Origin of the sequence: Intestinimonas butyriciproducens, from assembly GCF_004154955.1 — a bacterium.
GTDB classification, from domain to species: Bacteria; Bacillota; Clostridia; order Oscillospirales; family Oscillospiraceae; genus Intestinimonas; species Intestinimonas butyriciproducens.
The window spans coordinates 1387244-1402227 of record NZ_CP011524.1 but is presented as its reverse complement, the minus strand read 5'-3'; the positions used below and the strand labels follow the sequence as shown (position 1 = coordinate 1402227).

The window sequence follows — 14984 nt, the reverse complement described above, 5'->3', positions numbered from 1 at the left end:
TCGATCAGACTTTGAGTTCCACATCTTTTCCCCTCAGCGCCTGAGGGTATTTTTCAAACACGGGCCGGACCGCCCCCTCCAAGAATTCCTCCACCTGCTCCGGGCACCGCCCAATATAGCGGGATGCCTCCAAGTGAGCGGTCAGTTCTTCTCTGGTCATCCCAAACATGGGATCTGCGGCCATAAGATCGATGAGATTATTGGTGAGGCCCAAATCCTTTACATTTTTTCCCGCCTCCTGGGAGAGCACGCGGATACGCTCATGGAGCTGCTGGCGGTCTCCCCCCCGTTTCACCGCATCCATCATGATATTCTCCGAGGCCATAAAGGGGAGCTCTTCTTGGATGTGGCGGTCGATGACCTTCTCATGGACCACCAGTCCGGCACACACATTCTCATAAATATTGAGGATGGCATTGACCGAGAGGAATGCCTCGGGCACAGAGATACGCTTGTTAGCGGAATCATCCAGCGTCCGCTCAAACCACTGCGTAGCGGCTGTGATCGCTGGATTCTGCGCGTCGGCGATCACATAGCGCGCCAGAGAGCAAATGCGCTCACAGCGCATGGGATTGCGCTTATAAGGCATGGCGGAAGAACCGATCTGATTCTTCTCAAAGGGCTCCTCCACCTCCTTCAGATGACACAGCAGCCGCAGATCCGTCGCAAATTTGCTGGCGGACTGCGCAATGCCGGAGAGGGTCGCTAGCACATTGGCGTCCACTTTACGCGAATAGGTCTGCCCCGACACGGGCACCACCTCTGTAAAGCCCATCTCCTTGGCGATCTTCTCCTCCAGCAGTTTGACCTTTTCATGGTCACCTTCAAAGAGCTCCAGGAAGCTGGCCTGGGTACCGGTCGTTCCCTTGGACCCCAGCAGCTTTAAAGTGGAGATCCGGTGCTCCACCTCCTCCAGATCCATCAGCAGCTCATTCATCCATAGCGTGGCTCTCTTCCCCACCGTCACCAGCTGCGCTGGTTGAAAATGGGTAAAGCCCAGGGTCGGGAGCGCCCGATAGGTTTCGGCAAAGCGGGCAAGGGTGTGGAGGACGCGGACCAGTTGATCCCGAATCAGGATCAAGCCCTCCCGCATCAGTATAATGTCTGTGTTGTCCCCCACATAGCAGCTTGTGGCGCCCAGATGGATGATGGGCATCGCCTTGGGGCACTGTGCGCCGTAGGCGTGAACATGAGCCATGACGTCGTGGCGCAGCTTCTTCTCTTCTTTCGCCGCCACCTCGTAGTTGATGTCGTCTATATGGGCCTCCAGCTCCTCCACCTGCTCCTTCGTAACAGGCAGACCAAGCTCCATCTCCGCCCGCGCAAGAGCCACCCACAGCCTGCGCCAAGTCGCAAACTTTTTGTCGGGTGAAAATAGATAGAGCATCTCGTCGCTGGCGTATCGAGAGGACAGCGGACTCTCATAGATATTTGTATTACTCATGTTCGACCTCCCACACAATCTTTCGATTGAAAGCATCATACCACAAAAAGGGAGCGGACACAAGGTCCGCTCCGCAAGTGTTGCTCACTCTGCCAGGAATTTTTCCAGCCGGTCCAGCCCCGCATCGATGTTCTCCATAGAGGTGGCATAGGACCAGCGCACAAATTCCGGCGCGCCGAACCCATTCCCGGGCACGACGGCTACCAGCCCCTGTTTGAGGAACACGTCGGCAAAATCGTCGGCATCGTGGATCGGAGTTCCGTGTAGCGTTTTGCCGAGCAGCTCTCTGAGATTCATCATCACGTAAAAAGCCCCCTCCGGCTTGAGGCAGCTTACGCCTGGAATACGGTTCATCCGTTCCACAAGGTGATTCCGTCGCGTCTCAAATGCCTTCCGCATGGCCTCCACAGTATCCTGGGGACCATTCAGCGCCTCCACGGCGGCCTTCTGCGCGATCGAGCAGGGCGCCGCGGTGGAGTGACTCAGATAATTGGCCATGACCCTCGCGATCTGCTCCGGCGCCGCAGCATATCCGATCCTCCAGCCGGTCATAGCATAGGATTTGGACACACCGTTAATTACGATGGTCCGTTCCTTTACATCCTTCCCCAAGCTGGCGATGCTGGTAAAGCTCCGGCCGTCGTAAACCAGGCGATAATAAATCTCATCCGCAATAATATAGATATCCTTTTCAACGCACACAGCCGCCAACGCTTGGAGTTCCTCCCTGCTGTACACCATGCCTGTAGGGTTGGAGGGATTGTTTAAAAGGATGGCTTTGGTCTTGGGCGTCACGGATGCGGCAAGCCGTTCCGGTGTGATCTTAAAGTGTTCGGACTCATCGGCGGAGACAATGACAGGAATCCCCCCTATCATACGGACCATTTCAAAATAAGTGACCCAGAAAGGGGCAGGAACAATGATTTCATCTCCCGGATTCACCAACGCATGGAGAGCGGCATAGAGAGCATGCTTGGCACCGCTGGCCACAACGATCTGGGCCGGCACATAATCGAGACCGCAGTCTGCCTTCAGTCTGGCGCAGACCGCCTGACGCAGTTCCGGAATACCGGGCGTCGGCGTATAACGGGTAAAATTCTCCCGGATCGCGGTGATTCCCGCCTCTTTGATGTTATCCGGGGTAGGAAAGTCCGGCTCTCCGGCGCCAAATCCGATTACATCCACGCCGTCCGCCTTCATCTGCTTGAACATAGCATCAATTGCCAGGGTGGTCGAGGCACGGACCGCCGAGGCAATTGGGGATAGCTCCTTCATTGCGACTCCTCCAAACGCAGTTTTCCTCACAACTTGCTTCATTATATGATTTCACCTGTCAAAATGCAAGTGCCCGCCGGTACAAATTCGCGGTTTTTGAGAGAAATCAGGCGCTTGGGCTGGGAGGCGTCGAAAAGCGATTCTTGAGGCTTCCCCGCAGGGTCTTTCCATGGAATCAGACCTCTTGTTTAGAGAGCATCCTTTTCCAAACGACAAAATACATGGTGGCATAGCAGGCCGCTCCGCTGATAAAATTGGAGATTGGCTCCGCCAGAAACACACCGTTCGCGTCCAGGTTTCCGACCATTGGTAAAATCAGCGTCAGAGGAACAACGATCAGGAGCTTTCGGAGGGTAGAGAAGAAAATTGCCTCTTTTGATCTTCCGAGCGCTACAAATGTAAATTGGCCTGAAAATTGAAACGCCGCCATAAAAAGCCCGAAAAAGTAGATATGCATGGCGGGGACCCCGGCCTCCAACATTAGGTCCTCGCTGTTGAAGAGCCGGATGAATCGATGCGGAAACAGCAGGACGGCCGCCCAGGCGGCCAAAGTAAAGGCCAGACAAGCCACCGTCATCATGCGTATGCTCTGCTTCACCCTTGCATATTCCTTTGCGCCGTAATTGTATCCGATCACGGGCTGTGCGCCGTTTGTGAGGCCCGTCAATGGAGTATATACGATCTCTCTGATCGAGGTCAAGACCGTCATGACTCCGATATACAGATCGCCTCCATAACGCGCCAAGGAGACGTTGCAGACAATCTGTACTATGCTCGTTGAGATATACATGACAAAGCCGGACATCCCCAGGGCGAGGATTTCTTTCAAATGTTCCAGCGCCGGTCTCATCGCCGCAAGGCGCAATCGCAGCAGTGCCTTTTTCCCCGTCAGGAACCGAAGCACCCAAAGTGCGGAAATGCCCTGTGAGATCACAGTCGCAAGCGCAGCCCCTTTCACCCCCATGTCGAGTGCGAAGATAAAGATGGGGTCCAAGAGAATGTTCAGAATTGCCCCGATCAAAACAGTGAGCATCCCTGTTTTGCCAAATCCTTGAGCATTGATGAAGCTGTTCATCCCCAGGCTTATCATCACAAAGACGGTGCCGAGCAGATAAAGCGCAATATATGTATTCGCATAGGGCATCGTCTGGGCGCTTGCGCCAAACATCTGAAGAACCGGTGTACGGAACGTCTCAAAAGCGAGCGTCAAAAGAATGCCTGTACCTAAGAGCATGAAGAAGGACGTCCCCATGATCGATTCCGCTCTTTTGTATGCATGGGCGCCTCTTGCAATCGAGCAGAGCGGGGCGCCGCCCATCCCGAAAAGATTGGCGAACGCACTGATCATTGTGATAATGGGGAGCGCCAGACCCACGCCCGTCAAGGCATCCGTAGCCGCCCCAGGGATATGTCCAATATAAATCCGGTCCACAATATTATATAGAACATTTATTATCTGTGCCACCGTCATGGGCACCGCCAGGTTCACAATGTGCTTCCAAACACTTCCCCGGCTAAAATCATTTTGCTCTCCCATCTCATTCTCGCTCCCAGCGAAAGTCGGCCCTCCCGGAACCGGCCTCATTTTTATACTATTTTTACACTTAACGTCAATATTGTCAAGTCACTTTATATCTTGTTTCCTACCTGACCTCACAAAATCGCGGTCAAGAGATGGACAGACACCCTTGACGAGACGTGTCAAATAGATTAAGCTTTCCATATGAAAAAAGAAAACTTGGAAAAACAAGAATATGTGCTGCAAATCGCTTTGCGGACCTTTCTGCGCTATGGTTTTAAAAAAACCTCTATGGAGGATATCGCCAAAGCCGCAGGACTCACTCGTCAAGGCCTGTATTTCCATTTCCAGAACAAGGATGAACTTCTGAAATGTTCTGTTGAAAAGGCTCTTGACGACAGTATGCAGGCGGTGACTCTCGCACTGGACACGAAAGTCCTCTCTCTGGAGGAACGGATTTTTCATGCTCTTGATGCGTGGTTCGGGTGTTATGTCGGCCTCTTTACTCCCGAATCGATTCCTGATTGGGAGTTTCACTGCAATCGTGTAATGGGAGAGGAAGTGGAGCAAAGCAACGCCCAATTCCGCCGGAAACTGACAGCGGTGATTCTCTCCTCCCCCGAAACTGCGCACCTGGCGCCGCTTGCCGAGACAGCGGTCGAAATGCTTTGGATCTGTGGTCAGAAATGGAAACGGACCTTGGATTCTCATGATGCGTTCGCAGGCAAGATGCGGGAGGCTATCCATCTTTGTTGTCAAATTTGACGGCTCCCACCCCTTTCCGCCTTTTTCTCTCCGACTGTCATACGTAAAATCAAACGAGGCGGCTTGATCTTAAAGATCAGGCCGCCTCGTTTGGCTTGATTGGACGTCTTGGCAAATCGTGGTTTTCACCGTGTCAAGAACTCTATTCCCACTCAATGGTCCCCGTGGGCTTCGGCGTCAGGTCGAAAAGGACGCGGTTGACGCCCTTCACCTCGTCGGTGATTCGCTGGGTGATATGCCGAAGCAGGTCAAATGGCACGTTCTCCACAGTGGCGGTCATGGCATCCACCGTGTTGACGGCGCGGATGATGACGCACCACTCGTCGGCGCGCTTGTTGTCCCGCACGCCCACGGACTTGATGTCGGGGATGGCGGTGAAGTATTGCCACACCTTGCCCTCCAGGCCGTTCTTGGCGAACTCCTCCCGGAGGATGGCGTCAGACTCCCGGACGGCCTCCAGCCGGTCCCGGGTGATGGCGCCCAGGCAGCGCACACCCAAGCCGGGTCCGGGGAACGGCTGCCGGTACACCATACTGTCCGGCAGGCCCAACGCCTTGCCGCATGCGCGCACTTCGTCCTTAAAGAGCATTTTCAGTGGCTCCACCAGCTGGAATCCCAGGTCCTCAGGAAGACCGCCCACGTTATGATGGGATTTGACCGCCTTCACCGTCTTGGTCCCGGATTCAATGATGTCAGGATAAATCGTCCCCTGCGCGAGGAAGTCGATCCCCTCCAGCTTTCGGGCCTCCTCCTCAAAGACACGGATGAATTCCGCCCCGATGATCTTCCGCTTCTGCTCCGGATCATCTACTCCGGCCAGCTTGTCCAGGAAGCGGTCCACGGCATCAACATAGACCAGATTGGCATCCATCTGGTGCCGGAATACTTCCACCACCTGCTCCGGCTCACCTTTCCGTAGCAGTCCGTGGTTCACGTGGACACAGGTGAGCTGTTTCCCGATCGCCTTGATCAGGAGGGCCGCCACCACGGAGGAGTCCACCCCGCCGGAAAGCGCCAGCAGGACCCGCCTATCCCCTACCTGCTGCCGAATCAGCTCTATCTGGTCAGCAATGAAATTGTCCATGTTCCAGTTGGGCTGGGCACCGCAGATGCCAAAAACAAAGTTGGAAAGCGCTTCTTTCCTCTCCTGCGCATCCTCCGGCCAGGGCTTGTCCCCCTTGTGATCGGCCAGGAGGACGGGCACCTCATAGTTATAGATATCCTTGCTGACGTCGATCTCTACCCCGTCCACCACACGGTTTGCCCCGCCGTTGAGGATGATTCCCCTCACATTTGGGAGGGCTTTGAGCTCCTCCAGTGTGATGTCATGGGGGTGGATCTCGCTATAAACGCCCAGAGCGCGAATCTCCCGGGCCAAACGGGGGTTCTCCTCGCTGCCCAAATCCAACACCAGGATCATATCCTGCCTCATTGCAGTTCCTCCTCATCTTTGAAATATACGTCCAAACGACGCGCCCCCTCCCTGTATCGGACACACTGCGGCACGTCATCTTTTCTCCTATGGTAACATATGTGCCGCACTTTCCGCAACACTCAAAGCGTGACCGGGGCCCACGCTGCATTTCTCAGCGGACTGCGGCGGGCGGCATAACCGCTCCAGATTGTGAGTGAGTCCCAAATGCGGGCCCGGTCTGCCGTTCCCGCGCCCCTGTCTACCGGATCCAGGTTACCGAATTTCCTTTCCTTCTCAGCGGTGTGCGCGGCGGAAGGCCGTCCTCTGTATCTGCATATCCGATCGCCACAGAGCCGCAGACAGTCTCCGCCTCCCCAATCTGGAAGTTCTTCAAAAATGTCCGGAGCGCAGCGTTTTCATCCAACCACCGGAGCTGATTGATCCAGCAGCTTCCCAGGTCCAGGCCGTTTGCCATCAGCATCATATTCTCTATCGCACAGGCGCTGTCCGCCACCGCGTTTCCATAGCCCTTTTGATTGGTGACGATGATCAGCAGCGGCGCATGGTAATGAAAAGTATAGTTTCCCTGTTTCGATCTCTGGATAGAAGTCACCAGGGACGCATAGGTGTGTGCATCGTATTCCATGCCGCTGAATTCCCTCTGGACCAGTTCAGCAAGTTCGTTGAGCTTCTCCCCGTCCTCTACCACAACAAAGTGACAGCTCTGGTTGTTTCCCCCGCTGGGCGCATATCGGCCCGCTTCGATAATGGCGTCTATTTTTTCCTCTTCCACCGGTCTGCTCAGGAATTTTCTTGTTGACCGGCGGGATTTTATCAGTTCCAACATATCCATATCACATCTCTCCCTTCTCTTGCCCTGCTCACTTTCATCAGGCCCGTTTGATCAGGCTCAGCAGGGTCGCGCACAGCGCGCGCATGTCGGTCGGCTTGGCGGCGTGCGCATTCATTCCGGCCTCCAGCGCGGCTTGAACGTCTTCCGCAAAGGCGTTGGCCGTCATAGCGACAATGGGGATGGTCCTCCGGTTGAATACGCACCTTCTCCAGGATCTCCGCAAAATTCGCCGCATCGATCACGGCGGACATCCGGTTGCCCATGGCTGTGAATTATCCTCCGCTAAAAATGCAATCACTTCATCCAGGTCCAGCTTTTCGAACCAAGCCCTGCAAAACTCCCGCGCAGTTTCCACCGCGCTCATACTCACGTTCACTTCTCTCACTCTTTCCATAGCTGACAAGTGCCCTTGGCGCTGTTCTTCGCACGATAGAGCGCCTGGTCTGCTCGTCCAATCATCTCATATACGGATTTTGATGCCTCGCACAACACGACTCCCGCCGTACACGTTACAGTGGTATGCTCTGCAAACACAGCCTCCCGGAATGCGCGACAGATCTTCTCCCCTTTTTCCAGGGCGCTCTCCTCTCCGCGCATCTGACGCATGACGACCACAAATTCATCTCCGCCGAACCGCGCCACGATATCGCTGGCCCGTGTGTGGGCGCGAAGCAGCGCCCCAAATTGCCGGATCATCCTGTCTCCCTCCATGTGACCCAGCATATCGTTGATCCGTTTCAGGTCATCCAGATCAAAGAGGTAGAGCGCTGCCGGCATGTCTCCCTCGCACAGCCCCTGCACAGCGTCGAGCAACCCGCGGCGGTTAAGCAGCCCGGTCAGATAATCCTGATGGGCCTCCTGCCGCAAAAGATGCTCCCGCGCTTGTGAGGAGGCGCTTTTTACAGCCCGAATGGTCCGCAGCAGGAGCTTCTTCTGGGAGTGGGGTTTCCCGATGAATTCGTCCGCGCCCATTTCCAGCGCCGTCTCCTCCATCGGGTCGTCTGTGGGGGCGGTGGCAATAATGGGCACATCCCAAAACTTCTTTTCTCTTTGGAGGGCTTTCAGCACGGGAAAGTCCCCAGGCCCCGGAATCGTCAGGCTTAAAATGACGGCGGCCAACCTTCCCTCATACCGCTCGATATCCTCCAAGGCCGCATCGCTGTCGGCCGCCTCTGCGATCCGATATCGCCCATCAAATGTCCTTCGGACCTGCGTTCTGTACGCCGGGTCCTCATCCGCCACCAGATGGATGCGCTCAGCACGAGTTCTCCGGTACCTCCCAACCATTTGCTCATGACCTCGTTCAGGCACCTCAGGTCCAGCGGCTTTGCGACGTGTTGTCCATACCGGAGTTCCTGGCAGCCTGTATATCCTCTGCCGTGCCGCCAACACCGTCTTCACCCTGAAACCGGAGAATACTGTCCACGATTCGGCGGTAATCCGCTGTTACCGATTGCAGCAGGCGGTCCGCCTCCGCCCGCGCTCCGTTCCGCAGCGCCTCGGTCAGCGCCGAAGCGGATGTACACAGCCCGCCGAATCCCAGGCTCTGCGTGATCCCCTTGAGCGTATGCGCCGCAAGGAATGCCTCCTCCACTCTGCCTCCGGACATCGCCCGGCAAAGTGCGTCATAACTGGGGTCATCCGGGAACCGCAGGACATATCTCCGGATGAGTCGTTCATCCCTCAAGCGCTCCAGCACCTCCGCATAATCGGCTCCCATCTCCGCGTAGCATATCCCACTCCTTTCTGCGCGCTCACCTGCCACCCGCCGGCGCGCCGCGCCTCTTTGTCTTTGCCGCATACATTCGTTGATCCGCCCTTTTCACTGCCTCCACCATGAGACGGACGGAATGAACGCCCCCAATGCTGATGGAAAGTCCAAGTCCCAGATATTCCTTTACTACTGTCCGCTCCACAGCCTTCCGGACCTCCTCCGCCTTGGAGGCGAAAAACTGTATCTTTTCCCATTCCTGTTCGGCCAGACGCAAAGCGCGCCCGGAAATCCCCAGATCTTTTTGTTTCAGCAGTTCCTCCACTACGTTATACATCTGCATCTCACTCTGCCTGCGCGCTTTTCTCGGCCTGAGCTCCGCCGGAATCCGCTCCGCGATTTCTGTCAGGCACTCTATCAGGAGCGGGTGAAACGCGCCGCACGCCCCATCCAGAATCATCCGTACCGCCTTTTCATGCGGAAGCGCCGCCTTATAGCGCCGCTCGCTGGTCAGCGCGTCATAGATGTCCGCCAGGGACACGATCTGGGCGGAAATCGGAATGTCTTCGCCCCGCAGGCCATCGGGATAGCCCCGCCCGTCATACCTCTCATGGTGCCAGCGACAGGTTTCATAGGCCACCTTGACCAGCGCCTCGTCCTGATAGGCCGGGAGCGCCTTCAGCATGGCGGCTCCTACCGTGGCATGGTTCTTCATCACCTCAAACTCTTCCGGCATCAGCTTCTGTTTGGCATAGAGCATAAGGGTGTTGACCACCCGCCGGCGTACGATCAGCGCGTCAAAGGGACGGCTGATGTAATCGCTCACGCCAAGCTCATAGGCGCGTTCCACAAAGGAGGTGACGCTCTCCGCCGATATCATGATGACCGGAATACTTACGATCCAGCGCCACTGGTTCATGACTTCCAGGACTTTAAATCCGTCCAGCTCCGGCATTATGATGTCCAACAGCATCAGGTCAATCTCCATGTTCCGCTCCCGGATGGTTTCCAAAGCCCGCATACCGTTCGCGGCCTCGATGATCTCACATTCCTTTCCCAAGCATGTCCGCCGGAATGGCGCGTTTTATCTCAGAGTCATCGGCGATCAGGATGGTCTGTCTGTCCGGCGGCCGCCTTTCTGTCATCTTCTTCAATCCTTATTCTGTATCTACTTTTAAATCCCCGATGCGCAAGGAGGGTGACGGTTTGGCGGCTCGACGGCTGCGCCGCCGTTTTTTATGGTATTTATAATTATAAAAGATCGGCCCTCAGGATACAACCCATTTCTCTTTCCCTCCAAACTGTCTCCCATATACCGCGGGCATACAGACCGATCCCCGCCGCCAACTCTTTTGAAAATGAGGACGCACGACGTTTCCCAGCCCCATGCATCGCCTAATGTGTCTCATGGAGCCAGACCCCTTCTGCCCGACTACCGCTCACAGACGCCAAACGCAGCCGCCGCCGCAATGAAACTTTTGTGCACATCAGCGTGTGGAATCCGCGCTTTACTTCATTTTAGCACACTGATAGAATCATTTTACAGACCATACAGGACCTGTTCAAAAGCGGGGTGAACGTCGCTTCTTCCCCCTCAAGGAAAGGATGTTTTTCAATGGAACTGCTGACTTATCAATACAAATTCTTTGGTCCTCGGGCCGGTATGAAGCTGGACGACGAGGTGCTTGATCTGACGGTTCTGCTGAACTGCCGCTCCAGTCCGATCTCAGACATCGGCGCGCTGCTCCGCCGTTTTGACGCCCCCGTTGCCGCCATCCAGGCAGCTCTGGACAGCGGAGCAAAGCAGGAAACCCTGCCGCTGTGTGAGGTCTCTCTCTGCCCGCCCATTCTGCATCCGGCATCCCTCCGGGACTCCAGCCTGTTTGAGGCCCATTCCAACGGCACCAGCAAAAGCAACGGCCACACCACTCCTCCCATCTGGTATGAGCGGCCCATTTACTTCTATGAAAATCCCAATGGCCTCACCGGGCCTGAGGCTGTCATCTCTCGTAAAGCCGGTTCCGTCACCCTGGACTACGAAGCTGAGCTGGCTCTGGTGGTAGGAAAGTCCGGCCGCAACGTCACCGCAGAGCACACGTTGGAGCATCTGTTCGGCGTCACCGTGTACAACGACTGGACGGATCGGGCAGCGGGCGGCCAGGAAGTGGGTTTCCTGGGGATGCATAAGAGCAAAGACTTTGCCGCAGGGCTCGGTCCATGGATCGTCACCATGGACGAAGTCATGGACCGGTGGAACGACGGCCGGCTGGACCTGAAGGTGGATGTCTTTGTCAATGGAAAGCAGACCACGGATTCTTCCACAGGAACGATGTACTGGACCATCCCTCAGCTGTTTGAAGTGATAACCCAGGACTGCACGGCAGTCCCAGGCGATGTGATCGGCCTGGGCACCGTGGGCGGCGGCTGCCTGGCTGAGCGCGGGGGCACGCTGCCCTATCTCGCCGACGGGGACACGGTGGAGATCCGAATTGAGCGTATCGGGACCCTGCGCCAGTATGTCAAGAGATAACGAAAAAGCCCACCGGCACGGAAGCTGACGTCCGTGCCGGTGGACTTTCTATTATTGTAAATATCAGTAATATTAGTTTTGCGGCACGGGACGATATTTGAAATTGGATACCGCCAACAGCACAAAACTGAACGCTGAAATGATCCCCCAAAACAGATAGACCCTGGCGTAGGTCCCGGACAGGGATGCAATGGCACCGATCAGCAGATAGCATAGGTTCCGGATCAGGCTGGCGCCAGTAAACAGGACGGACCACACGCTGGCATAGTTGGCCCGCCCATACTGGCTGACCAGAGTGGAAGCCATCAGGTTGGCGTTGGCCCCACCACTGGCCATAGCCAGCCAGAGGGGCAACAGGAACAGTTTGTCGATGCCCGTCAGGGCAAAGGCCCCTGAATAGCCTATCACATAGAGCGCGGCAAAAATCAGACTGGCCTTCTTGGTTCCAAGCCTGGTGTCCAGCACCCCCATGATAAAGCTGCCGGCCAATGAAAACAGACTGGTCAGAGACATCAGCCCCACGGCGTCCACCTGAGAATACCCCCGCTCCAACATATAGGGGACAAAGGCGGTAATGCCGCCGGTGGTGGCGATAAACAGCAGACCAAAACCCACGATATAGCACAGTCCGTCTTTGCAACATATCAGGTTCCGTGCCGTCCAGTCCTGGCGGGCCGTCCCGCCGCCGAACTCCTGTTGTTCCCGCTCCGTCAGAGGCATATTGTCCGGCAGGAGGCCGCACTGTTCAGGGGTATCGACGATCCATTTCAGGGATACGACGCCCAGCATGGCAATTACGGCCGCCAGGAAATAGCAGACATTGGTAAATCCGATCTTGGGGCTGTACACCGTGATGAACAGAACAGAGGTAAAGGAGGCCGCCATCATACCGGCGATGGTGATCCCCATGACCCAGCCCTTTTTTCGGGGGAACCAGTTGGCAATCCGTGCGTTGGTAGCGGTAAAGCTGTAACCGTTATACAGGCCCTGACTGACCACGGACCAGAGGATATAGATTCCCAGGCTCGTCCCATTCCCTAGAATACACAGTCCAACCGCCGCGCCGATGCAGCTAAAGGCGGTAATCCCCCGCACTCCCCTGGCGATGACCCAGCGTCCGATCAGAAAAGTCATTGCCACGGAGAGGAATCCGCCCACGGTGTTGACGGAAGTGACAAGATTGGAGTTCAGTCCGGTCATACCGCAGTACTGCGCAGCAAGAACGCTTAGTCCCCCGCCGATCAGGGTGCCATAGATCCAATACATCAAAAAAGAATGGAGCACCATGGAGTAACCGCGGAGAAACGATTTTTCCCCAGCTATAAACAGCATCCTTCCCATATCAAATCTGCGGCGGGGCGCAAGCCCCTGCCGCAGATTTTGATTTTTAGTCTGCGATCTTCTCGGTCCCTTTCAGCTTCTGGGTGGCAATCGCAAAGATGGACAGGGCCGTGCAGATCACCGCGCTCAAGACATAGCGGGTATAGATGGTACCGCCCATCCGCGCCACCGTGGAGGTGATCAGGTAAGGGGTGAGGAAGTTGCCCAGCACATTGGCTGCGTTGAAATAGGAGAAGCCTCTGGACGTGGCTCCCTTTTCCAGGGTGATGGGCAGGAATACAAAGCTGGCCGATTTAAAGATGCCGAAGCCAAAGCCGATTACTGCAGTGGCCACAAAAATCAGCCACAACAGCGAAACGCTCTTGCAGACGGCAAGCATGAACAGGCCGATGGCCATCAGAACAATACCGCCAGTCATGCAGGGCTTGCCGAACTTGCGGCAGAACACTTTCAGCGTAGTCGCCGCGATCACATTTAGTCCGGCAAAGACAAAGGAGCCATAACTGGCCACCTGTGCGTAGTTTTCAAAGCCAAGGCTCTGGAACAGGGACGAGGCGCTGCTCTGGTACACCATCCAGCACAATCCAGCAAAGAAGGACTCGATCACCCAGCAGATGAGCGCAGGGGACCATACCTTGACCTTTACGGGCTCACTTCCATTCTTCCTGGGGAGGCACTGGATTTCCTCCCGGGGCTGCACGATCACGGTGATGAGCATAACCGGAATAGTCAGGAAAAAGATCCAATAGACGCAGGGCCAGTCGATGGCCGCCAGCAGGCCGCCGATCAGCGGAAACACTACGCTACCGACCGTCGCCACCACAGAGTTCTGGGCGTTCATTCTTACCAGCTCAGCGCCCTCAAAGTGATTGGCAATATTGATGCCGTTTAGCGGGGTGATGAGTCCCATACCGATGCCAATGAGAACACTGGACAAGAACAGCAAAGGAACACTGGTCTTCGCACAGAAAAAGCCGATGACGCCGCCTGACAGAACACTTATCAGGGTGAGCATGGACATGCTCTTCAGCGTCATCCTCTTTTCCAGCCAGATACACAGCAGGGAGCCCACCACCGCCATGCCAGTGGTCGTGGAAAAAATCAGTTGTATGGTGGAAACCGGGTACTCCGGATAGGTCTTGATCAGGTCGGCAATAATCAGCGATATTACATTTTCTTACAAAGCAAGCGCGTTCAGAGAGAGGATCGCGATGGCAATCCTGGCTTGAAGCGCAGTCCGTTTTGCTGCAGCGTGCATGTTCAGAATTCCTCCTCGTACCTTATACCTTTTCTCTTTTCCGGCTACGGATTACAGCACGGCGATAGAACGCACCCAGCCCGCACTTCCTCCCTTGATCTTAATCGGGAAACAAATCACCTGGAATCCGGTGACGGGCAGCAGATCCAGATTTGTCATCTTCTCCATCTGGTAATACTCCATCTCCACGCCCGCCAAGTGGCCCTCCCAGATAACGGACGGGTCCTTCGTCTTGGCAAATTCCTTTGCCACCAGAGGCAAAGGAACGTCCCAGCTCCAGGCATCGGTTCCCACCACCTTGACGCCCTGCCGCAGCAGCCACAGGGTAGCCTCACGGCCCACACCGCAGCCAGTGATCCTGTATTCCGTCCGGCCATAATTTTTCTGTGCGCCGGTGTGCAGAAGCACGATATCCAGCGGCTTGAGCTGATAATCGATTCTTCTGAAATACTGCTCCAGATCCGCCGCAGTCACCTTATAGCCATCCGGTTTGTCCTGGAAGTGGATACACACACCATTACCCATACACCACTCCATCGGCATTTCATCGATGGTCCGCGCCCGCTCACCGCCGTTCATAGTGGGCGCATAGTGCCAAGGCGCGTCCATATGCGTCCCGCTGTGATCCGCGCAGGATATCCGCGTATCCGCACAACAGCCTCCGGCCGGTAGGTCCTCCCGACTACAGCCGTAAGTCTTCATCATTTCACCGGCGCCCGTCTCATGGTCGGAATATTGAAAATGCGGGCGCATGATGGGAATATCAGAGAGCGTGTCGGGCTCAAAGAGGACAGATAAGTCAATGAAACTCATGCTATATTGTGTACTCCTCTCATTTGCTGTGATTTGCCGCGAATCGTCCGTGCACACGAAA

General features: G+C 55.7%; 14 protein-coding genes. 2 read left to right on the top strand and 12 right to left on the bottom strand.

Annotated features, from left to right (window positions below; genetic code table 11):
- Positions 1–4: 4 nt before the first annotated feature.
- The 3 genes from purB to SRB521_RS06885 all read right to left on the bottom strand — a co-directional run bounded on the left by purB (position 5) and on the right by SRB521_RS06885 (position 4208).
- A complete protein-coding gene (purB, locus tag SRB521_RS06895; RefSeq protein WP_075704057.1) occupies positions 5–1444 on the bottom strand; it encodes an adenylosuccinate lyase in 1440 nt (479 codons plus the stop codon).
- A gap of 84 nt (positions 1445–1528) precedes the next feature.
- A complete protein-coding gene (locus SRB521_RS06890; RefSeq protein ID WP_116722034.1) occupies positions 1529–2719 on the bottom strand; it encodes a pyridoxal phosphate-dependent aminotransferase in 1191 nt (396 codons plus the stop codon).
- A 175-nt stretch (positions 2720–2894) separates the two neighbouring features.
- Positions 2895–4208 (bottom strand): MATE family efflux transporter, encoded by a 1314-nt coding sequence (locus SRB521_RS06885; RefSeq protein ID WP_420810022.1) that lies wholly within the window; start codon positions 4206–4208, stop codon positions 2895–2897.
- A 234-nt stretch (positions 4209–4442) separates the two neighbouring features.
- On the opposite strand from SRB521_RS06885, the gene SRB521_RS06880 reads away from it, so the two are divergent.
- Positions 4443–5003 (top strand): TetR/AcrR family transcriptional regulator, encoded by a 561-nt coding sequence (locus SRB521_RS06880; protein WP_075704060.1) that lies wholly within the window; start codon positions 4443–4445, stop codon positions 5001–5003.
- 142 nt (positions 5004–5145) lie between these two features.
- Here the strand turns inward: SRB521_RS06880 and guaA are convergent, their stop codons facing one another.
- From guaA to SRB521_RS06850, 6 genes are all read right to left on the bottom strand, one after another.
- Positions 5146–6435 (bottom strand): glutamine-hydrolyzing GMP synthase, encoded by a 1290-nt coding sequence (guaA, locus tag SRB521_RS06875; protein WP_116722032.1) that lies wholly within the window; start codon positions 6433–6435, stop codon positions 5146–5148.
- A 241-nt stretch (positions 6436–6676) separates the two neighbouring features.
- Positions 6677–7270: a nitroreductase family protein gene (locus SRB521_RS06870; protein ID WP_058117803.1), complete on the bottom strand. Its 594-nt coding sequence runs from the start codon at positions 7268–7270 to the stop codon at positions 6677–6679.
- Between the two features lie 37 nt (positions 7271–7307).
- Positions 7308–7436, bottom strand: coding sequence for a response regulator (locus tag SRB521_RS16670; protein ID WP_276329412.1), 129 nt, complete (start codon positions 7434–7436; stop codon positions 7308–7310).
- Between the two features lie 215 nt (positions 7437–7651).
- Complete coding sequence (locus tag SRB521_RS06860) at positions 7652–8557, bottom strand: GGDEF domain-containing protein (protein ID WP_075704064.1); 906 nt, start codon at positions 8555–8557, stop codon at positions 7652–7654.
- Positions 8558–8582: 25 nt separating this feature from the next.
- The gene (locus SRB521_RS06855) at positions 8583–8990 is read right to left on the bottom strand and encodes an Hpt domain-containing protein (RefSeq protein WP_075704065.1); all 408 of its coding nucleotides are present in this window, start codon (positions 8988–8990) and stop codon (positions 8583–8585) included.
- Between the two features lie 34 nt (positions 8991–9024).
- Positions 9025–10041 carry an HD domain-containing phosphohydrolase gene (locus SRB521_RS06850; RefSeq protein WP_075704066.1) on the bottom strand — a complete coding sequence of 339 codons (1017 nt, stop codon included), beginning with the start codon at positions 10039–10041 and terminating at the stop codon, positions 9025–9027.
- A gap of 555 nt (positions 10042–10596) precedes the next feature.
- Here SRB521_RS06850 and SRB521_RS06845 point away from each other — a divergent pair.
- Positions 10597–11511 carry a fumarylacetoacetate hydrolase family protein gene (locus SRB521_RS06845; RefSeq protein WP_116722030.1) on the top strand — a complete coding sequence of 305 codons (915 nt, stop codon included), beginning with the start codon at positions 10597–10599 and terminating at the stop codon, positions 11509–11511.
- Between the two features lie 72 nt (positions 11512–11583).
- On the opposite strand, the gene SRB521_RS06840 is transcribed toward SRB521_RS06845, so the two are convergent.
- The 3 genes from SRB521_RS06840 to SRB521_RS06830 form a co-directional block, all read right to left on the bottom strand.
- A complete protein-coding gene (locus SRB521_RS06840) occupies positions 11584–12798 on the bottom strand; it encodes an MFS transporter (RefSeq protein ID WP_207216007.1) in 1215 nt (404 codons plus the stop codon).
- A 100-nt stretch (positions 12799–12898) separates the two neighbouring features.
- Positions 12899–13999, bottom strand: coding sequence for an MFS transporter (locus SRB521_RS06835; RefSeq protein ID WP_279340874.1), 1101 nt, complete (start codon positions 13997–13999; stop codon positions 12899–12901).
- 162 nt (positions 14000–14161) lie between these two features.
- Entirely contained in the window at positions 14162–14923 is a 762-nt protein-coding gene (locus SRB521_RS06830) for a cyclase family protein (RefSeq protein WP_116722029.1), read from the bottom strand.
- Positions 14924–14984 lie beyond the last annotated feature (61 nt).